At 39.4% G+C, this 21,618-nt stretch carries 16 protein-coding genes; 10 read left to right on the forward strand and 6 right to left on the reverse strand.

Going from position 1 to position 21,618, the window contains the following annotated elements; genetic code table 11:
- Window positions 1-21: 21 nt before the first annotated feature.
- The 8 genes from DWZ47_RS19990 (at window position 22) to DWZ47_RS20025 (ending at window position 10,199) form a co-directional block, all read left to right on the forward strand.
- Window positions 22-1,041, forward strand: coding sequence for an SIR2 family protein (locus DWZ47_RS19990; protein ID WP_224262865.1), 1,020 nt, complete (start codon window positions 22-24; stop codon window positions 1,039-1,041).
- 3 nt (window positions 1,042-1,044) lie between these two features.
- Window positions 1,045-2,769, forward strand: coding sequence for an ATP-binding protein (locus tag DWZ47_RS19995; RefSeq protein WP_007571753.1), 1,725 nt, complete (start codon window positions 1,045-1,047; stop codon window positions 2,767-2,769).
- A gap of 30 nt (window positions 2,770-2,799) precedes the next feature.
- Entirely contained in the window at window positions 2,800-4,056 is a 1,257-nt protein-coding gene (locus tag DWZ47_RS20000; RefSeq protein WP_007571752.1) for a site-specific integrase, read from the forward strand.
- Window positions 4,057-4,349: 293 nt separating this feature from the next.
- Window positions 4,350-4,709, forward strand: a complete 360-nt coding sequence (locus DWZ47_RS20005; RefSeq protein WP_057258661.1) for a helix-turn-helix domain-containing protein — start codon at window positions 4,350-4,352, stop codon at window positions 4,707-4,709.
- Window positions 4,709-6,079, forward strand: a complete 1,371-nt coding sequence (locus tag DWZ47_RS20010; protein ID WP_007571750.1) for a DUF3987 domain-containing protein — start codon at window positions 4,709-4,711, stop codon at window positions 6,077-6,079. Before DWZ47_RS20005 ends, DWZ47_RS20010 begins: the two co-directional genes overlap by 1 nt.
- Window positions 6,080-6,194: 115 nt before the next feature.
- Window positions 6,195-7,208 carry a DUF6371 domain-containing protein gene (locus DWZ47_RS20015; RefSeq protein WP_007571747.1) on the forward strand — a complete coding sequence of 338 codons (1,014 nt, stop codon included), beginning with the start codon at window positions 6,195-6,197 and terminating at the stop codon, window positions 7,206-7,208.
- A gap of 149 nt (window positions 7,209-7,357) precedes the next feature.
- Entirely contained in the window at window positions 7,358-8,905 is a 1,548-nt protein-coding gene (gene mobV, locus DWZ47_RS20020; RefSeq protein WP_007571745.1) for a MobV family relaxase, read from the forward strand.
- A gap of 73 nt (window positions 8,906-8,978) precedes the next feature.
- A complete protein-coding gene (locus DWZ47_RS20025; RefSeq protein ID WP_117514388.1) occupies window positions 8,979-10,199 on the forward strand; it encodes a restriction endonuclease subunit S in 1,221 nt (406 codons plus the stop codon).
- Between the two features lie 30 nt (window positions 10,200-10,229).
- On the opposite strand, the gene DWZ47_RS20030 is transcribed toward DWZ47_RS20025, so the two are convergent.
- A complete protein-coding gene (locus DWZ47_RS20030) occupies window positions 10,230-11,033 on the reverse strand; it encodes a tyrosine-type recombinase/integrase (RefSeq protein ID WP_007571734.1) in 804 nt (267 codons plus the stop codon).
- 6 nt (window positions 11,034-11,039) lie between these two features.
- On the opposite strand from DWZ47_RS20030, the gene DWZ47_RS20035 reads away from it, so the two are divergent.
- A complete protein-coding gene (locus DWZ47_RS20035; RefSeq protein WP_032584915.1) occupies window positions 11,040-11,567 on the forward strand; it encodes a restriction endonuclease subunit S in 528 nt (175 codons plus the stop codon).
- On the opposite strand, the gene DWZ47_RS20040 is transcribed toward DWZ47_RS20035, so the two are convergent.
- The 5 genes from DWZ47_RS20040 to DWZ47_RS20060 form a co-directional block, all read right to left on the reverse strand.
- A complete protein-coding gene (locus DWZ47_RS20040) occupies window positions 11,562-12,965 on the reverse strand; it encodes a restriction endonuclease subunit S (RefSeq protein WP_117514390.1) in 1,404 nt (467 codons plus the stop codon). The two genes, DWZ47_RS20035 and DWZ47_RS20040, sit on opposite strands and share 6 nt — an antisense overlap.
- Before the next feature lie 61 nt (window positions 12,966-13,026).
- Window positions 13,027-14,187 carry a YhcG family protein gene (locus tag DWZ47_RS20045; RefSeq protein ID WP_007571730.1) on the reverse strand — a complete coding sequence of 387 codons (1,161 nt, stop codon included), beginning with the start codon at window positions 14,185-14,187 and terminating at the stop codon, window positions 13,027-13,029.
- Window positions 14,188-14,192: 5 nt separating this feature from the next.
- The gene (locus tag DWZ47_RS20050) at window positions 14,193-15,626 is read right to left on the reverse strand and encodes a class I SAM-dependent DNA methyltransferase (protein WP_095231460.1); all 1,434 of its coding nucleotides are present in this window, start codon (window positions 15,624-15,626) and stop codon (window positions 14,193-14,195) included.
- 4 nt (window positions 15,627-15,630) lie between these two features.
- Complete coding sequence (locus DWZ47_RS20055) at window positions 15,631-18,336, reverse strand: DEAD/DEAH box helicase family protein (RefSeq protein ID WP_007571726.1); 2,706 nt, start codon at window positions 18,334-18,336, stop codon at window positions 15,631-15,633.
- Between the two features lie 62 nt (window positions 18,337-18,398).
- Window positions 18,399-18,605 carry a helix-turn-helix domain-containing protein gene (locus tag DWZ47_RS20060; protein ID WP_007571724.1) on the reverse strand — a complete coding sequence of 69 codons (207 nt, stop codon included), beginning with the start codon at window positions 18,603-18,605 and terminating at the stop codon, window positions 18,399-18,401.
- Between the two features lie 101 nt (window positions 18,606-18,706).
- On the opposite strand from DWZ47_RS20060, the gene DWZ47_RS20065 reads away from it, so the two are divergent.
- Entirely contained in the window at window positions 18,707-21,604 is a 2,898-nt protein-coding gene (locus DWZ47_RS20065; RefSeq protein WP_040312250.1) for a TOTE conflict system archaeo-eukaryotic primase domain-containing protein, read from the forward strand.
- The last annotated feature ends 14 nt before the right edge of the window (window positions 21,605-21,618 follow it).

Genomic DNA, 21,618 nt, shown 5'->3' on the forward strand with positions numbered 1-21,618 from the left:
AAATAAATGTTTTTAATGAATATGGAAAAGAAAGACATATTTCAAGATATTCAAAACATACGAAGTTCCAATCCTGTAATTGTATTGGGAAGTGGAGCATCTGTTTCCTATGGCATACCAGGAATGGGTGTTTTAGCAAATGAGTTAAAAAACTTCTTTAAATCAAATCCATATTATGATACAGCTACTAATGATGTCGTTAGTGATTTCATAAAGCTTTTAGATTCAGGTGTAGGTTTGGAAGCTGCATTGCTGGATGTTAAGGTTCCTGAAATTGTTGAAGCAGATATAGTAAATATTGTCTGGAAGGTTATTATTGAATCCGATGCAAAAGTCTATGAAAGGTTTATAAGTGGAGAAGATATTAATCTAAGACAACTATTTGATTATATTATATATGGAGATCCGAATAAAACGCTAAATGTAATCTCAACCAATTATGATAGGATTGCCGAGTATGCAGCTTGTCAAACTGACGCTTACATTAATATAGGTTTTACTCACGGACTGATGGGAAAGTTAAAAGATAATATTATGCTAAATCCTAAAAAGCCGGAGGCTGATTATACTGGATTTATTAATATCTTGAAAGTTCACGGTTCCCTAGACTGGTATAGGAGAGATGGAATCATTTGCAATATCCCCAATTCTGTCAATATTCCATTAGGGTTTACACCATGTATCGTAACTCCAGGAACTAATAAATACGAACGTACTCAAGAGGAACCACATAGACAACTTTTATCAGCTGTGGACAAAATCTTTGAAAGTGCCCAAAACTATGTTTGTATTGGTTATGGTTTTAATGACAAACATGTTCAAGAAATGTTGCTTAAATATGCCAAAAAGAGAAAGGCAAAAATACTGATTGTTACCAAAGAAATTACAAATTCAATAAAAGAAAATGTAATAGATAAAGGATATGATTATATCGCTATTTGTAGTGATGGTGCTAAGGGTACTGTTTTTCATACAAATAGTGATTCTATAATTGTTGATGACAAAATATATTGGACTATAGAAGGATTAATGGAAATATAAAAAATGGAAAGTATAGTATTAAGATATGATAAAGGTGAGTCAATAGGCTCAATAAATAGTGTAGACACAGGTATGGCAACAGCCATTATAGATTCTGACGATGTTCTGTCCCAGTTACAAATTAATCAACTTATAGCTATTCAAAGTCCGAAATCTGGTCGTTACATTATAGCAATGATAGTAAAAATCTATCGCAAGGCTACTGATATGACTTTGAATGATGACGAGGATGAAGAAGATACTTCTTCGGCATTTAACCAAGTTAGGTTAGTTTTTGTGGGTGAATTTATGGACAAAGCTGGAGAGCAAAGTAACGTGTTCAGAAGAAACGTTAGTGCAGTTCCATCTATAAGTGCCTTATGTTATAAGATTGAAGGAACACGTCTCACAGACCTCATGCAAACAATATCCAACAAATTAGCGACTTCCATCAGTCCTCTTGCAATAGGGAAATATACAATGGATGAAAGTTCTATAGCATATATGGATGGAGATAAACTATTTCAACGACATGCTGCTATTGTGGGTTCTACAGGGAGTGGTAAATCTTTTTGTGTTGCATGTATTGTTGAACAAATGGCTAAATTAAAACATTCTAATGCAATTTTGTTTGATATCCACGGAGAATACTCCTCTACTGATTTCAAAATAGATGGCATCAAACAATATAAAATTGCAACACCAGGAGATTTGGCTACCTCTGAAAAACTCAACAACAATATACTTATGGTACCCTATTGGCTCTTAAATTATGAGGAAATGCAGGCATTGTTATTAGATCGTAGTGACCAAAATGCACCAAATCAAGCAATGATATTCTCTCGTGAAGTTCTTGCCGAAAAAGAAAAAGGTGTAGAAGGAACAATATATGAACATCTGATTACTGTTGATAGTCCCGTAGCTTACGACTTGCAAACAGTGTTAACTCGGCTAAAGTCCAAAGACGAAGAAATGGTACCTGGTGCAAGAGCCGGTTCTGAAAAGCTAGGCCCATACAATGGGAAGTTAACACGGTTCAATCAAAGACTGGAGAATAAACTTTCAGATAAGAGAATGGGATTTATGTTCAGTTTACAAACAGAAGAAAAATCGCAAAATTGGCTCAAAGATTTCGCCAGAGTTCTGATGAAGGCTGATGGTGGGGTCAAGGTTATAGATATGTCAGAAGTACCATCAGATGTACTTCCTTTAGTAATTGGTCTATTGGCAAGAATTGTATTTACTGTTCAACAATGGAGTTCAATGGAACATCGTCATCCAATAGCACTATTATGTGATGAAGCACACTTATATGTTCAGCAATCTATTTCACAAGATGCTGTTGCAGAAATAGGTTTGAAAAGTTTTGAACGAATAGCGAAGGAAGGACGAAAATATGGAGTTGGTCTTGTGATAATCAGTCAAAGACCTTCAGAAGTAAATCGTACAGTACTAAGCCAATGTAATAATTTTATTAGTCTTCGACTTACAAATGTGGATGATCAAAATGTGATTAAACGACTACTACCAGATAATCTTGGTAATATTGCCGACAATCTTTCTTTGCTTGACATCGCAGAAGCAATTATTGTTGGTGATGCTACATTATTACCGTCTAGAGTAAAAATAAATGAACCTTCAATCAAACCATCAAGTCAAACAGTTCCTTTCTGGAGTATTTGGGGGAAAGATAATTCTGATCAAGATTTGTCAGAAGCTATATGCAATATGATTAAACAATCTAAGTGAAAGTAATTACTATGTCAAGGATATGAAGCGATGAAGAAAGCATTAGTTAATACACGTGTGTCGGTAAAGCTCCGCAAGTCTGAATATCGTGATGAATGGTATCTTTATGTGGAATCTTATCCTGTATTCCAATCTGGAAAACATACGCCACAAAGAGTGCGTGAATATCTCAATCGTACCATTACAACACCTATTTGGGATAAATCACGCAATGCAAGGACTAATGCCGAAGGCAAAACTACTTATAAGCCGAAGCGAGATTTAAACGGTGTTATTCAATGCAAGTCGCAAATAGACCAAGAATCATGTATCTATGCCGATAAAGTCAGAAGCCTAAGACAAAAGGAATACGACAATGCAGCTTTATATGCCGATACCGATGCAGAACAGGCGGAGCAGTTGGAACGCTCCCGAAGTAATTTTATTGAGTACTTCGACCATGTGCAACGAACAAGACATGCCCATAGTTCCGATTCTATTATTGTCAATTGGAGGCGAGTACATGAGTTACTGAAGATATTTGCAAAAAGTGATACCATTCTCTTTTCGCAGATAGACTTAAAGCTGGTTGAATCGTTCCGTCAATTCATAATGAACGCACCGCAAGGTGGTACTAAACGAGGTACAATTTCTCAAAATACAGCATCAACATACTTCTCAATTTTCAAGGCAGGATTGAAACAAGCCTTTATAGATGGCTATCTGACTATTGATATTGCAGCGAAAGTCAAAGGCATTCAGGAAAGGGAGAGTCGCAGAGAATACCTGACAATAGAAGAGTTGAACCGACTGGCACAAACTCCGTGTGACCCATTATTGAAACGAGCCGCACTCTTTTCAGCATTAACAGGAATCCGACATTGCGACATTCAGAAATTGAAATGGTCGGAGGTGGAACAATTCAATGGTGGTTATCGGCTGAACTTTACGCAACAAAAGACAAAAGGTGTTGAGTATATGCCAATTTCAGAGCAAGCATATAATCTTTGCGGAGAGCAAAAAGAAGGAGAATTATTAGTGTTTGCCGGATTACCTGACCCATCATGGATAAATCGCCCTGTTAAAAAATGGGTTGAAGCTGCCGGAATTACCAAGCACATTACCTTCCATTGCTTTAGGCACAGCTACGCTACCCTTCAACTGGCTGGAGGAACGGACATTTATACCGTTAGCAAAATGTTGGGGCATACCAATGTACGAACCACTCAAGTGTATGCCAAGGTTGTAGATGAGAAAAAGGAGAAAGCAACAGAAACTATCAAATTAGCTTTATCACAAACGGAATAAAAGTGTTGTCCCACTTGATAGGCATAGCCATCTGCGTAGATTCTGCGTGGGTGGCTTTTTGTTTTTACCTATGAGCTGTTATTATGACCACCTAATGATTTCCTTATGATTGGGTACATTACCATAAAAAACTACTACTGACGTTTTTCATCATTTGCATTGATAATCAATACATATTCCTTATGGTATTTCTGTTTCGCTGCTGTTTCTTTATGTGACACAGTCCATCATAAAATCAGTATGCTAAATCACGATTACTTTGCCGAAAAATCAAACATAAATCAGATAGCAGTATGAGTGAAAAGAACATTACTTTTGAAGATTTACCCAAGGCAATGTCGTGGATGATGGATAAATTGAATGAACTGGATTCTAAGATTGACGGTCTCAACACTCAAAGTCCGAGTATTCCAACCGAGCAATGGATGAACTTAAAGGAGTTGTGCGATTATATTCCCAGTCATCCGGCAGAGCAAACAGTATATGGATGGACAAGCTGCCACCAAATCCCATTTCATAAAAGAGGTAAACGTATCATGTTTCTAAAATCGGAGATTGATGCGTGGCTTCGAGATGGCAAGGTAAAGTCCGAAAAAGACTTGGAGGACGAAGCTGCCCGATTCATAAAGTCTAAAAGAAACAACCGATTCTAATGGATTCACTCGATTTATGCAATGCAATCAGAATGGAATTTGGAGGGATACTTGAAGACAAGATTCCTTTGAATGCTTTTCCTGCTAAAATTCAGGATATGGTATTGGCATTGGCACGACAAGAGAATTATTCCATTGAATATATGATGGCTTCTCTTTTGGCGGCAATTTCAACAGCCATCGGTAATGCTGTCAATATCCGTATTCGTGGTGGCTGGATAAGTAATCCTGCCCTCTATATGATATTGGTTGGCCGCCCCGGAATGGGCAAAACTCCCCCGTTAGACTTTGCTTTTCGCCCAATTCGCAAGCATGATGCCAAAGCTGTCAAACAATTCAAGTCTGATATGGAGCAATATAATAATATGGTAGAGGACAACAAAGGGAAGAAGGAAAATTGCACTCCATTGCCAGAAAAACCGATTTTGCGAAGAACCATAATATCCGACTTTACCCCAGAAGCTTTAATGCGTGCGCTTGATGACAACCAGCGTGGTATTGTGGTATATGTGGATGAAATTATGGGAATGTTCAATGCTGTGAATCAATACAGCAAAGGGCAACTTATTGAACAGTTATTGACTGCATTCAGCGGAAAACCTTTAGACATTTCCAGATGCAGTATGCCCATACCTATTCACATAGAGCATCCTTTTATAAATATGGTAGGTACGATGCAGACCACCCGAATGCACGAACTTACAGATAAAGGCTATAAGGACAATGGGTTGATTGATAGAATAATTTTTGTTTATCCGTCTTCACAGGAAATATCAGATTGGCAAGATGAAGAAAACGCTTTTACCACTTTTGACAAATACTCGTCTATGTGGGAAAATATCATCAACAAAGTGATGAGTTTGCCTTTTATAGTAAATGAGGATGGCGAAATAGTTCCTGACATTTTGGACTTTTCTTCGGAAGCAAAAGCCTATTTTACCAATTGGCGCAATGATGCTATTCATGCAGTCAATCAAATCCAAGATGACGGCTTGGTGGATAGCAGAATAATGAAAGCTCCGATGATTACAGCACGATTGGCTTTGGTTATGCAAATCTTCCGCTGGGCTTGTGGTGAGGTTCATAAAGATTTTGTGGACATCGATTCAATCAAATCAGCTATTGCATTAAGCGATTACTTTGAAAGTTGTTATGCCGACATTCAGAAATATATGTTGGTAGAGGGCATTGAACCACAAAAGAAAGAATTGCTTGATTGTCTTTCTGCAACATTCACAACTGCCGATGCCATTCAAGCAGGAAAAGAAGTGGGGCTTTCCGAACGCTCTGTAATGTATTCTTTGGTCAGCCTTACCACGAATAAGATAATCAAGAAAATTAAGAGAGGGGAATATGAGAAACTGCAATAACCTATCCCCATTGCATCTTGCAGTTGTTGCAGTTTGCACTTTCGTATCATCCGTTTTCCTGCAAAACTGCAAGAACTGCAAACTGCACGGACTGCAATTATAAAAAATATCAAGCATGAATGAATACCGATTTACCCTTCAAAAATATAAGCGAGGCTCTAAACTTTCATGTCCTCAGTGTGGAAAGAAACAATGTTTTATACGTTACGTTGATACTCAAGGGGAAGTTTCGTTTCCTGACTATGTAGGCAGATGCGACCATGAGCAGTCGTGCAAATACCATTATACGCCCTCTGATTATTTCAAGGATAATCCAACGCTGATAGAAAAAGGTTCCAATTATGGCATTGAACATGCTAAGCCACAGCCACATTCATTGCCACCTACTTCCTTTATTGATAAAGAACTAATGGAGCGAACACTTACCAATTACACAATGAATCCTTTGTACATTTATCTGGTAGGTATATTGGGCAAGGATGAAACAAAGCGAATATTCCATTTATATCGTGTTGGCACATCAAAAAAATGGGGCGGCTCTACTGTCTACTGGCAGATTGATAGGCAAGGCTACGTGCGAACCGGAAAGATAATGTTGTATGATTCAACAACAGGACATCGGACAAAAGAGCCGAGAAGTTATGTAAGTTGGGTACATACCGAGTTGAACCTTGTCGACTACAATCTAAAGCAATGTTTGTTTGGTGAGCATCTGTTGTCTGATAATCCTGCCAAACCGATTGCTATAGTAGAGAGTGAGAAGTCTGCTTTGATAGCCACTCATTATATGCCGGAATTTATATGGCTGGCTACTGGTGGAATGCACGGCTGCTTCAAAGCAGATGCGGTTGGTGTATTAAAAGGTCGGACGGTAATGTTGTGTCCGGACTTAGGAGCAAAAGAGATTTGGCAATCCAAGATGGCTATGCTCTTCTCCGTTTGCTCAAAGGTTATAATGAGTGACACATTAGAACAATGCGCTACTGATGAACAACGAAAGAAAGGATTGGACATTGCCGATTTCCTCTTGATGACCGATACACCACAAATGATTCTTTCAAAGATGATACAGCGCAATCCGGCTTTGCAGACGCTCATTGATGAATTGGGGTTAGAACTTATTGAATAACGAAGGAACTTGTTCCGGTCACTTATAGAAAGTCCATAACACAATAAGGACTTTTTGCCTGATAGCAATAAAATCCGGCTACTGCCACACTATGTGAATAGGCACAGGAGCAAGCTCCAATTATTAGAAATACGTATAAAAACGAGATTATGAATACTGATATAAAACAAGCAATGCACGTTGAAGCTGCCAAATCATTTGGCACATCAGAAGCCAACGAGAACGAAAGGCGTTGGAACGAAGATAAGGTCGATTGTAAAAATCAAGACCCTACCAACAATTATGACAAGACCAGAATGAGGCTGAATTTTGAGATTGGTCCCGATGGCAAAATACATCCGTTGGGGTATCAAGAGAAGTCTCTTGAACTCCGTTTGCAGGAACGATTGTTGGAATTAGGTTGGAAGCCATTCAAACCGGACAGTAAGATTCAACCGAACTGTTGCGCCAAATTTGTCTTTGGCGGCAATCATGAACGTACACTTGAGATGGCTTTTGGCAATCAGACCGTCAATTTAGAGAAAGGATCAGACAACAGCCATCTGCACCGCTGCGAGGAAATAGAACTTTGGGCGAAGGATGTTTATGATTGGTGTTCCCGAAGATATGGTCAGGAAAACATTGTCGGCTTTCAGGTTCACCTTGACGAGAGCAGCCCGCATATTCATGCTTTAGTTGTGCCAGTCGGTATCCGGCCTAAAAGCGGTCGTGAGTGTGTCATGTGGTCTGCAAAGTTCGGAAAGAACAGGTTTGAATATGGGCAGATATTGAAAGAAATGCACACATCGCTGTATGAGGAGGTCGGAAGTAAATACGGACTTGAACGAGGAGACAGCATATATGGGCGCAATGTGCAGCATTTGAACAAACGCGATTATATTCGTAAGCTATCAAAAGAGGCAAAACAGGCGGAGAAAGCGGTTAAGGGATTACAGACTATGATACACAGACTGGAATCGCAAATATTCAAGTCTAAATCTCAACTTGAACAGATTGACAAGGAACTGGCTTCCGGTAAAATAGCTCTTGAAGAATACAAATTTCAAAAGGCGGATATACAGAAACAGATTTCAGAATACCAATCCAAACTTGAAGACAAGGCTGACAAACTCCATACAAAAGAGCAGGAATTGAACAAACTGACCCAAGACCTTGAAAAAGCTGGCTCTGTAATACAGCCTTTCAGAAACTACAAAATTGATTTTGATCCACCTTGTATTTCGGGGAAATATCCTCTGTTTATTACGGACAAATGGATTGAGAAACAGAATCAGGAAATAGCCAAGCGTTTCAATTCGATCGTCCGCCAAATAGAGGCTCTCTATAGAAATGAAGCGGAGAGACAAGTGAAGACTGCACAGCAAAATGTATTGGCAGAGTATGGGGAATTTTATCGGTTAAAAAGGGATGTCGAACAACTTTCAAAGAACAACGATGAGTTAAAATCAATATTGGACACCATACTTGACCAACTGTCGAATCCATCACTCCGGTCAAAGATATTCGCCATAGCGGATGCTTTAGCAGGTGGAACTCCTATCAGTGTATCTTCTGGAGGAGGTGACTCTTCATCTGATATCCGATGGGATGGTCGTCAACCCGATGAAGAGGAAGAAGCCTATCGAAGAAGGTGTCTGATGTTTGCGATAGGAATGGTTAAGATTCAGAATAAAAAGAAAAGTTATAGGAGAAGATAAACGTCCTATTTGATGTGCTGTAATTAAAAACTAAAGTTGCAACACATTAAATGTTTTTAACTCATTATGTACAATACATACGCCCCATTATGAGAACGTACCGTTTGAGGTACCAAGTTCGTGGGTGTGGACAACTTTGGGAGAAATTAGTAATTATGGCGAATGTAATAATGTTTCCGTTGATAGCATAACCGATGACGACTGGGTTTTAGAACTTGAAGATTTAGAAAAGGATACAGCAAAAATCATTCAAACACTTTCTAGATCAAAAAGAAGTATTAAAGGAGTACGGCACAGATTCAACAAAGGAGATATCCTATACTCTAAATTACGCACATATCTGAATAAGGTCTTGGTCGCACCACAATCAGGATATTGTACAACTGAAATAATGCCATTCAATTCATACTGTAATGTTTCTTCATATTATCTTAATCATGTACTGCGTTCGGCATATTTTCTTGACTATACGCAACAATGTGGATATGGTGTTAAGATGCCACGCTTGAGTACAACAGATGCTTGTAATGGCATGATTCCATTGCCACCTCTTGCTGAGCAAAAGCGTATTGTGAAAGAAATTGAACACTGGTTCTCTTTGATTGACGTTATAGAAAGTGGAAAGGAAGATTTGCAGGCAACCATCAAGCAAGCCAAGAGTAAGATTCTTGACCTTGCCATTCACGGCAAACTCGTACCACAAGACCCAAACGATGAACCTGCCTCAGAACTGCTCAAACGCATCAACTCGAAGGCAGAAATCACTTGTGATAACGGGCATAGTAGGAAGTTACCACAAGGATGGGCGTATTGTCAACTTAGTAATGTACTTAAAATCACAATGGGGCAATCCCCTAAAGGAGATTCATTAAATAATAAAAGAGGTATAGAATTTCATCAAGGGAAAATATGTTTTTCAGATAAATTTCTTTTAGAGTCTGGTATATTTACAAATGAGCCCACAAAAATAGCAGAACCTAATTCCATCTTATTATGTGTTCGAGCCCCAGTTGGAGTTGTGAATATAACAAAAAATCAAATATGTATTGGGCGTGGATTATGTGCTTTAACCCCTTTTGAAGGTAATGTGGATTTTTATTTCTATTTACTTCAAACCTTGCAAGATAGCTTTGATAATCAATCAACAGGGACTACGTTTAAAGCAATATCAGGAGAGATAATAAGAAATGAGAATATTATTTTACCGCCTCTTGCAGAGCAACAACGCATAGTTCAAAAAATAGAAGAATTATTTCATGTCTTTGACAACATTCAAAACGCCTTAGAAGTGTAATCCAATACACTTCTAAGGGTTGGTGTGATTTTACCAGTTCACCACCTTATCTACAATCTTCTGTTGCTCACTGGCTGTTCTACGAAGATAGATACGAGTAGTTTCTATGCTTTCATGCCCCATAAGGTCGGCAAGTAGAGCAAGGTCGTTAAAGCGGTCAAGAAAGTTCTTGGCAAAACGATGACGGAATGAATGAGGATAAACTACCTCCTTGTTCATTCCATATTTTTCAGCAAAATGCTTGAGTTGAGAAGCGATTCCACGAGTAGTAATACGCTGTCCGAAACGGTTCAGGAAGATATAGCCCGATGTCAAGCCTTGACTTTTCAACCACTTTTCTGCTTCTGTCCGTAAATTCTTGGGGATGTATAGCCGTCGAATCTTTCCACCTTTACTATACAAATCAAGATAGCCCACTTTGATGTGTTCCGCTTTGATGTGGAGTAATTCACTAACACGTGCTCCGGTGGCAGCCATAAACCACACAATAAAATACCACTCCTCATAACCATCAGCTTTAAGCCGTGCTTTGAGAAATTTGTAATCGGCATCGCTGATTACATTTTCCAAAAAGTTCTTTTGTTGCACCTTTACGAACTTCACTTTTAGTTTTTCTTGTTTCGTAAACTCCAAGAACTTATTGATACCTTGCAATCTCAGGTTCACAGTCTGCGGCTTGAAGTTCTCTACCAAATACCCCTTGTATGCCAAAAGGTTCTTCTTGTTTACTTCTCCATAATGGTTGAGGAAATACTGCACCGTCCACACATAAGAGGTGACGGTGTTCTTGGCAAGATTAGTTTTTGCCAAATAATTTTTGAATTTTGTTACCATATTACATTGATTTATAATGAATACAGTAACAATATAGCAGAACGTATCGGGCATTATACGCAGTTGCCTGATGGATGGCAAATTGCATCTATGCAAACTTTATGCAATTTAACAGATGGAGAAAAGCAAAGTGGCATTAAACGAATCAATCTTGATGTAAAATTTTTGCGTGGAGAACGGGAGGCAAAGTCTTTGCTTTCCGGCAAGTTTGTAACTGCAAACACTCTCTTGATTCTAGTTGATGGCGAGAACTCTGGTGAGGTTTTCCGGAGTTCGATTGACGGCTATCAAGGTAGTACTTTCAAGCAGTTGCGTATCAACGAAAATATGAACGAAGAATATGTACTACAAGTTATCAACTTGCATAGGAAAATCTTGAGAGAAAGTAAGGTTGGGTCTGCCATTCCTCACTTGAACAAGAAAATATTTAAAGCTATCGAAGTTCCTATTCCACCTTACAAGGAACAACAAAAGATTATAAAGGCTATAACTAAAGCGTTTATGTCTTTAGATTTGATAATGGAGAGTTTATAGACTCTCCATCATCAAATCCAATTGAGAAAACAAAATCTGTATTTTAGACTTAATTCGTTTTTGTTCTGCTAATGGGGGTAGCATTATTTTAATAGAACGCATATCGGTTTGCGTAAGTTTCAAGCGTGTACTTCCATTTACGTATTCAGAATAATCAATTTGATTAAGTGAGTACTGTAGAAATTCAAAATCAATTTTAGGAGATAGGATATGAGCATGATTATTTACCCAGCTTTTTCCACTAATAGAATATGCCTTAATTGCATTTTTATCAAGGAATGGTGCACCATCTTCACCAAGCAATAAATAATTGCCATTTATAATATAGTCGTCTATCAGTCCAACTTGACCTGTCGCACCATAATAAGGGTACAATTCATCGATTTGCCTATTCCTTATACGTGAATCTCGTTCACTAGAATTAATCGGTTTTCGTAAATTATCCAATATGTCTGCTACTTGTTCAAGCCTACAAGCAGTCCATCCATCAGGCAACTGCGTATAATGCCCGTTATCACAAGGTGTGAAGTCGGGATTTATGCGTTTCAAGAGTTTAATGGCTGGCTCGTCGTTCGGGTCTTGCGGTACGAGCTTTCCGTGAATGGCAAGGTCAAGAATTTTACTTTTGGTTTGTTTGATGATGGTCTGTAAGTCGACTTTGCCTTGTTCTATTTGGTCTATCAAAGCAAGCCATTTCTCTATTTCTGTTATAATGCGATGTTGCTCTGCAAGTGGAGGTAATGGTACAAGAGTGTTCCTAAAAATATCTAATCCAACAAAAGGTTGCGCACCACCAATAGCTATTGCTTGATACTCTTTTATTTTTGATTCTAAGAAATAAGCGATATATTTTGTACTAATGTCGCTATTTTGATAAGGCTTAAAAAGAGCAACATTTTTTATTGCCATGTCAAAATAATTATCATGCTGTATGTAAATCATACTTCCGATATTTCCTCCTATCATAGAGTACAATATGTCTCCAATATCAACTTTTGAGCGTTTGATAATATTTTTATAATCTACTTCTGAGATATATCTGGTTTTTGAAAAGTCAAATTGTCCGTTCTTAAAATCTTTACTAGTGATTAAAGGGTAGCCTTCTTGAGTATATTTAGGTGAATCATGAGTTCCGTCACGAACATCCATGCAATCTTGGAATTTACACCACACCCACGATTCCGGCACCTCAAACGGTACATTCTCATAATGGGGCGTATCAGAAGCCTTTGTAGACTTTTTGCTCTTTTTAATTTTACCCTCTTTTATCAGTCGCTCCTTTTCTGCCTTGATACGTTCAAGGAGAACAGATGCAGGCTCATCATTCGGGTCTTGAGGGACGAGTTTACCATGAATGGCAAGGTCGAGTATCTTTTGACGTAATTTCTTAGTATCCATACCAGTTAATCTATTTGTCCAATTTTTGGTTGGACAGTTTGTGCAGTTCTTGGCTGCACAATTAGTTTTTGTTTATTTGTTTCTCTTCTTCACTCTCTTCAAACTCTTCAATCCACTCCTTTACCTTGGCCTGCAATAGAGCTTTGTTAGGGAGATAGAGCTGATATGCCGAGGCGTATATATTGGCATCTTTGGGTAAGGTAAGTTCCACAAGTGCATCGTTTTTCTCCTTACACAGCAGGATGCCAATTGTCGGCTTTTCAAAATCTTGTTTGACGTGGCGATCGTAATAATTGACATACATCTGCATCTGTCCTAAGTCTTGATGGGTAAGTCTCTCTATCTTCAAGTCTATAAGCACATAACATTGTAGCAAGCGATTGTAGAACACTAAGTCAACATAGAAATGTTGTTCATCAAATGTAAATCTCTTTTGACGAGCCTCAAAAAGAAATCCCTTGCCAAGTTCCAATAGGAATTGCTGCATCTTGCTGATAATGGCATTCTCTAGTTTAGTTTCCGAGTATACAGCATCAGGCTTTAGACCAAGAAACTCTAATGTAATGGGGTTCTTGATAATGTCAGATGGCTTTTCAAGGGTTTGTCCCTCCTGTGCCAACCGCATCACCTCGTCTTTGTTACGTGAGAGCGCAAGACGTTCGTAAAGCGAAGATGCCACTTGCCGGCTGAGTTGTCGCACACTCCAATCTTGTTGTCGGCACTCAATTTCATAGAATCTTCGAGCCATTGGGTCTGTTATACGCATCAATATTAGATAGTGTGACCACGAAAGAGTAAATGATTCTTCTGAAAAGGCTAAACAGTGTTTGTCCTTTTTATCCTGCACTAAATCTTGATCGTATTTCCTTTCCTCATTTTGCAACCTAAGTTTGCTGTTTTCAATTGGCTCGACAGTGTTTAGCCTTTTCGCATAAACTAAATAGAACTGTTTGATGTTTTTTAAAGTTGAATATCCCCAACCGTCTCCTAATCTGTCAGTCAGACGTTTAGAGAGTTCTTTCAGTACAGTCTTTCCGTATTCAGCTCTAATCTCTCCCTTTTGTTCATATTCTACTATATATTGGCCAATATGGAATTTTGTATAGACTTCAGCGATATTGACTGTTGTCGCCACACGTTTCCTTGCCTGAGTGATAAGGTCAACAACTTTTTGAAACAAGTTGTTTATTTCTTGATTGTTTGTGATGATGTCTTTGCCCATAAAATTTAGTCCTCCTCTATATTTGCCAATAACTTTTGCAGCTCTGCCACGGCATTGCTGATAGTATCGCTTTTCTCCTTTATCTCATCCATTAGTTCCGATAATGAGCGGTCGTCCACTTCGCCACCTTGACGAATCCAAGTGATGTCGAGACTGGTTTTGTCGCGAGCCAATAGTTCGTCCACAGCATATTTGCGCCAACGCCCTTGTGGATTATTCTCGGCATCGTATGTTTCTTTTCGTTCGGCTAAGTTACCGGAATTGTAGCAGGAAACGAAATCATCCAAGTGATGTCGTTCCAATTTATTGGTTGCCAAAGTGTGCTTCACATCGGTACGATAGTCATAGAACCAAACCTCTTTAGTGGGTTGCCCCTTTGTAAAGAACAATACGTTGGCTTTCACTCCCTGAGCATAGAAAATACCGGTGGGTAGGCGCAGGATGGTGTGAAGATTGAAATCCTGTAACAAGCGTTTGCGGATAGTTTCACCTGCTCCGGCTTCAAAAAGAACATTATCGGGTAATACCACCGCAGCACGTCCTCCTGTTTTGAGCATCAGCATCATGTGCTGGAGGAAATTCAACTGGTTATTCTTTGTCTCGACATAGAAATCGGGACGGTTAATATCTACCGAACCTGCCGGACGAGTGCCGAAAGGAGGGTTGGCAAGAATCACATCAACAAGCGTGGAAGGCTCTTTCTCCAAAGAATCCTCGCATACAATCGGGCTTCGGTCTGTACCGACACCATGCAGATAGAGGTTCATGGAAGCAAGCGTTACAACTAATGGTGTATTGTCTACTCCATGCAAAGCTTTGTTACGCAGAAAGTCACGCTTTTCCTTGTTGGCGGATTGATCTTTCATATAGTCGTATGCCGTCAGCAGGAAACCTCCAGTACCACAAGCCGGATCACAAACCGTTTCGCCCATTTGTGGAGCGATGCAATCTACCATTGCCTTAATCAATGGACGAGGCGTAAAGTATTGCCCGGCTCCGCTCTTCTTATCCTGACCATTCTTCTCCAAAATGCTTTCATAGATAGCACCCTTTACATCTCCATCCATGATGAGCCACTGCTCTTCATCAATCATCGAGATAACCTTTTTGAGATAAACGGGCTTGTCAATCTTGTTTTGGGCTTTGGTATAAATTGTGCCAATTAGGTTTTCTTGTTCGCTGAGCTGCTTTAGCGTATCTTCATACTGCTTGACCAGATCCAATCCGTCAAGAGAGATTAAGTCCATCCACTGATAACCGGTGGGTATAGCTGATTCCTCTCCAAACATTTCTACATTCTCGGCATCCATCTTCAAAAACAGAAGATAGGTCAGTTGGGTGATATAGTCGGTGAAGCCGATGCCTTGTCCGGCAAGGGTTGTTGCCAAATTCCAAACCTTTTTTGTGAGCGACTGCTCTGTTGCGTTATTTGTTGCCATTATATTATGCTGATTTTCTTAAAACTACAAATGTGTAAAGTGAGTGCAAAGCCTCGTCTGCCTTCTGCATATTACCAAAGGCTCGTATCATTTGAGCCGCTTGGGTTGCATCGTCCTCTCGGATGTCTCTAATAGTGCAAGCTCCATTGGATGCAATATAATCTACAATGCGGCTGATTACTTCTCGCTGTTTGTCTGTTATGTTACGTTGCGTTTGTCCCAGCCACAAGTTGAAGTATTGCTTGGAGGTGGTAACCACGCTATCCAATTTTTCAATCTGATGGTAAGCGAAACGAACCAACTGTATGATATTGGTCAGGGCATCACTTTCTTCCTTTGTTGTGGAACGTCTTACAACCGCTGGATTGACTATGGCATAGGAGTTCCAAAGTTGTTTGGACGTAAAATGGTTATTCGCCATTTTGAGTTTATTCTCCAAGTCCTTCAACATTGAATAAGTGATTGGCTCTCCTTCATTATTATATATAATGCGTAAAGCTTCTATCTCGTCACTATGTTCTTTGCAGAACTCCTCGAATGCCTCCGTCGTACTTTTTGCTTCTTCTACGGAGAAACCTTTTGAGATAAGCGTGTCCTCGCCCGGCATCAATGTATTGACAAATCCGGCAGCAAGGATAAGCAAATATCTTCTGGCATCCGCATGATTTGCAAGTGGAGAAACCAATCCTTTGCGTTCGCTATTGGGTTCATTTGCATTTATAAAAGGAGGAAGTGTGTCGTTTTCAAGCGCAGTGTAGATTCTTGCCGACAATTCCTTCATATCACCGTGAGCCAAGTTCTCAAACTCTTTTCGTTGAGAATTATCAGCTCTGTTATAGATTCGGGCAAGTGTTGCTGCAAGCCGTTTCAGATATTCATCGGGGATATAACCATGACTAATCCGTTCCAATAATTCTTTGAGGGTAATGGTCTTTGTCGTAGGCTCATCAGTTGCTGTAGGGACAGTCTTTTCGTGTTCTGTAACACCCACAGCATCCACCAAGTAAAAGCAATCCTTGCTAAAGGCATTTGGAGTAACATTGCGTAGCTGCTCATCTCCGATGGTACGCACGCCACGACCTTTCATCTGAACATAAAGAGATTGGGACTCTACATCACGCATAAACATCACCACCTCCAGCGGTTTTACGTCCGTACCTGTTGCAACCAATGTGCAAGTCACGGCAATACGGAAATCCTTATCGTTTCGGAATTGTCGTATCAGTTCATTGCTATCTCCTGCCGAATAAGTGATTTTCTGAACGAAACGGTCATCAGTACGTCCAAACACTTCTTTCGCTATCTGCACTATGTTGGTGGCATGGGCTTCGTTGAGAGCAAATATCAAAGTCTTGGGCAGATAGTCCATATTTGGTTCACGCTGTGGGTCGTTGAACATCTCGGTATAGACCGCATCACGATAAGTGGAGAGTATTAGTTTGATTTGTGCCGGGTTGATAATGCTTCGGTTCAGTTCTTTATTGGTGTAGGTCTTTGTCTCTTTGTTGCTGATTGTTTTTATCTCTCCTGTATAGCGAGTCTCCTCTTTTACTTTTTCTCCTTCCAATATAGCTCCACCGTTTTCGGTAGCTTCTGTCTTGATGCGATATACACGGCAATCCACATTTACACCGTCCACAATACTCTTTTCCAAAGTATAGTTGACGATACGATTGTTATTGAAGAATGCTATTGTTTCTGGAATAGGGGTTGCCGTCAGTCCCACTAGTTTTGCCGTGTCAAAGTATTCGAGTACCTTGCGCCAGTTTCCATAGATAGAGCGGTGGCACTCATCTATGATAATCATGTCAAAGTAATCGTGGGGCAAATTCGGATTATCAGGCAAGGCGACTTCTTCCGTTAGTTCGTTGTCGTCATCATCATCCGTATCTTCTATGGCTTCTCCTTTCAAGAAAGAGAAAAGGCGTTGTATGGTTGATATAACTACATTGCTATCAGCAGGAATGGAAGCAGAACGAAGACGGTTGACAGTGAATATTGTGTTGAAAGCATCACCGTTTTCAGTCAATCGGAATGTGCCAAACTCTCCTTCAGCTTGTTTTCCAAGATTGTTCCTATCCACAAGGAACAAGATTCTGCGCATAGGAGTGTATGACAACATACGATATGCAGCAAGGCAAGCCGTATATGTTTTACCTGCACCTGTGGCAAGAACCATCAATGCACGATTTTGACCTGTGCGAAAACTTTTCTCCAGTTCTGTAACGGCTTCATATTGGCAATTACGCAACCCTTTTTTGCGCAGAGTAGGTAGTCCGGCAAAATAATCATTTATTCCCAACTTCTTAACCAGTTCGTGCGGTGTGGGTATAGTCATTATTTGGATGAAACAAGCATCCTTTTCGCGAAAATCACAGAAATATAATTCCTTGCCGTTGGAGGTAAAGATAAAGGGTAATGGCTTCTGATACGTTTGGTAGATATTGGGTACACTTTTAGCATATAGTGCAGCTTGCTCACACACTTTTGCCGAGAAAGCGTCCGTTTCTTCACGCTTGGCTTCAAGCACACCAACAGCCTTTCCATTTATAAAAAGGAAATAATCGGCTTCAAGATTACCTTTTAGCAATCCTTCCCTTATGGCTACAGCCGTACAAGTCGGTTCATATTCTTCTCGGTTTATAACTTTCCAACCGGCTTCGGTCAGCCATTGGTCAATTTTAATTCGAGCTTTTTCTTCCGGTGTCATATATTCCTATATTTTTATATTATCAGAAGTTGTAGTGTAAAAATAATTGATAACGACAAACGCTATTGACGTTCGTTTTTGTCCGTTATCAATTCTTTTAAATCCACTTGAAGTATTTCCGCAATCTGCTGTAACGTATCCAAATTGGGCTGGATTCTATTACAAGCATAGGCATTAACCATGCTAAAACTTTTGTCAAGTTGTTTGGCTAGCCATGTCTGCGAGATACCTTTGTCTGTCAAGACTGCCTTTATTCTATTTAGCTTCATTCTTAGATGTAATTTTATTCTGCAAATATAGTGAATTATATTCAATAGTCTGGGTCCTTTTTCGTATTTTTGTAAGTGTCAAAAGAATCTCTAAGCGTATGATGGATAACTTTAAGGAGAAATACGACACACTTGTCAGAAAATACGACAGCCTTCTTGCGGAAAACGAAGAATTGAAATCAATCCTTCGGCAATACGGCATTGCCTATTCTACTACAAACAGAATGGATGAGGAATCAGTATTCTCTTCTATCTCATTTCCTCCTGTATATTTCTCTCTTGATGAGAAAATAGAATTATTCCATAGCTTTTTCAAAGGAAGGGATGATGTATTTGCACGACGATGGTTCAGCAAAACCACAGAAAAAGGTGGCTATCAACCAGTCTGTATCAACGAATGGCGTAGAGGAATATGCGACAAGAAAAAACATAAATGTACGGAATGTCCCAACCGTAATTTTGCGTCATTGACAAACCAAGACATATATCGTCATTTGGAAGGTAAAGACGAAAACGGATGTGATGTTATCGGCCTGTATGTCATTACTCCGGATAATAAATGCTCTTTTCTGTGCGCTGATTTTGATGACAAAAACTGCACTCACGGATATAAGGATGATGTGTTGGCATTCGTTTCTGTTTGTCGAGATTGGAATGTCCCATGTAGCATTGAGCGTTCAAGGTCTGGAAATGGAGCACATGTATGGGTCTTCTTCACTGATGCGATTCCAGCTATTAAAGTGAGACGGTTTGGTAATATCATTCTTACGGAAGCTATGAAGCGGAATGGAAGAATTTCTTTTGATTCATACGACCGTTTCTTTCCAAACCAAGATAGAATACCGGAAGGAGGATTTGGAAATCTAATAGCACTACCATTACAAGGTGGAGCAAGAAAAGTGGGAAACAGCGTTTTTGTTGATGATAAATTTCTTCCATTCAAAGACCAATGGGCATATTTGTACAATGTCAAGAGAATTGACGAATGTGTCGTGGATAGATTGTTGGTTGAACATCAACAAGAGGATTTTGGAGCATTAGCCACATCTTCGGAAGCAAAGCCTTGGGAAATACCTATTGTACAAGAAGTCGCACGGACAGACTTTGATAGTAAACTTAAAATCAACAAATCCGACAATATTTATATCCCATTAAGTTCAATTTCCAGCAAGGTGATTAATCAGTTGAAGCGATTTGCCGCCTTCAAGAATCCTGATTTTTACAGTAAGCAGGCAATGCGTATTTCAACATATAACATTCCTCGCATTATCTGTCGCGCTGATTTCAATGATGAGTTTCTTGTTATGCCTCGGGGGTGCGAAGAGGCTATAATAGCCATGTTGTCTTCTCTAAGTATTGATTATGAAATAATTGATAAAACCAACCATGGCAAATCTATTGCGATAGCCTTTAAGGGTAAAGAACGTGATGAGCAGTTAGAAGCCATTAATTCACTTATGCCCCATACAAATGGAGTATTGTCGGCAACAACCGCTTTTGGAAAGACTGTTACAGCGGCAGCATTGATTGCCCAAAGAAAGATAAATACACTTATCTTGGTACATTCTAAAGCATTGCTTATGCAATGGCACGAACGCCTTTCTGAATTTCTTGATATTGATTTCATAGAGGATAACGTACCTAAGAAACGTGGTAGAAAGAAAGTCTTTTCTCCAGTCGGAAGTCTTGATTCAACTTCAAATACATTGCATGGAGTTGTTGATGTGGCTCTTATGCAATCTTGCTTTGAAGATGGTGAAGTCAAGTCTTTTGTACAAGATTACGGAATGGTTATTGTTGATGAATGTCATCATGTATCTTCAATAACTTTTGAAAATGTTCTAAAACACGTTACGGCTCATTATGTTTATGGGCTTACTGCCACTCCAATTCGCAAAGACGGACTACAGCCAATTATTTTTATGCAATGTGGCCCGATTCGATTTTCAGTTGATGCTAAGGCACAGATACAAAAACAATCGTTTCAACGTTATCTTGTGCCGAGGTTTACTTCGTATCGACCCGTTACAGACGACAAACATACATTTACGGCACTCTCACAATCACTTGCGGAATCTGAGATGCGAAATAATCTCATCATAGAAGATGTTCTTAACGCAGTAGCCTCAGGTCGTACACCAATTATACTGACAAGTAGAACTTCTCATGTCGAGTTGATTACGAAAATGCTTGAACCACAAGTAGCTAATGTTATAAAACTTACAGGAGAGGGTACGAGCAAACATAAACGTGAAATTATACAAAAACTACAGGATATTCCACGGGACGCTCCTCTTGTAATAGTCGCTACAGGAAAATATGTAGGAGAGGGCTTTGATTATCCAAGGCTTGATACACTATTTCTTGCTCTTCCTATTTCGTGGAAAGGATTGGTTGCCCAATATGCAGGTCGATTGCATAGAGAGAATGAAGGTAAAACAGATGTTCGCATTTATGATTATATTGACATACACGAACCTGTGTGCGAAAGTATGTATCGTAAACGGCTAAAGGGATATTCAGCCATTGGTTATCGTGTTCTTACGAAAGAAGTATCGACTTTATTTGATGCGACTGAGGACTTGCATTTATCATCGTGTGAAGGGCAAATCTTCAATGGGAATACGTTCCGTTATCCCATTGTTCAAGAAATGAAAAGCTCAAATCAATCTGTTGTAATATCATCTCCAAGACTTTACCGTGTAGAGCGGAACGCGCTTATAAAAAACTTGCTTGAACTTCAGGCAAATGGTATTGATGTTGCTATTTTTACAACAACCGAGAACGAACAAACCGAGTATCTAAAGAATCAAGGGTTATTCATAAGGATTGTTCCAAAACTATCGTTATGCGCCTGTATCATTGATAAAACGGCCATCTGGTATGGTAGTGTTAATGTTCTTGGATATTCAACAGAAGAAGACAGTATCATTAAAATTTCAGATACCAAACTAGCAAACGAACTATTGAATGTCATATATGATAAGGGGTTGGCCTAATCTTATTATGCGAA

The sequence above is a fragment of the Bacteroides sp. AF32-8BH genome (genome assembly GCF_003435205.1).
Taxonomy (GTDB): Bacteria; Bacteroidota; Bacteroidia; order Bacteroidales; family Bacteroidaceae; genus Bacteroides; species Bacteroides ovatus.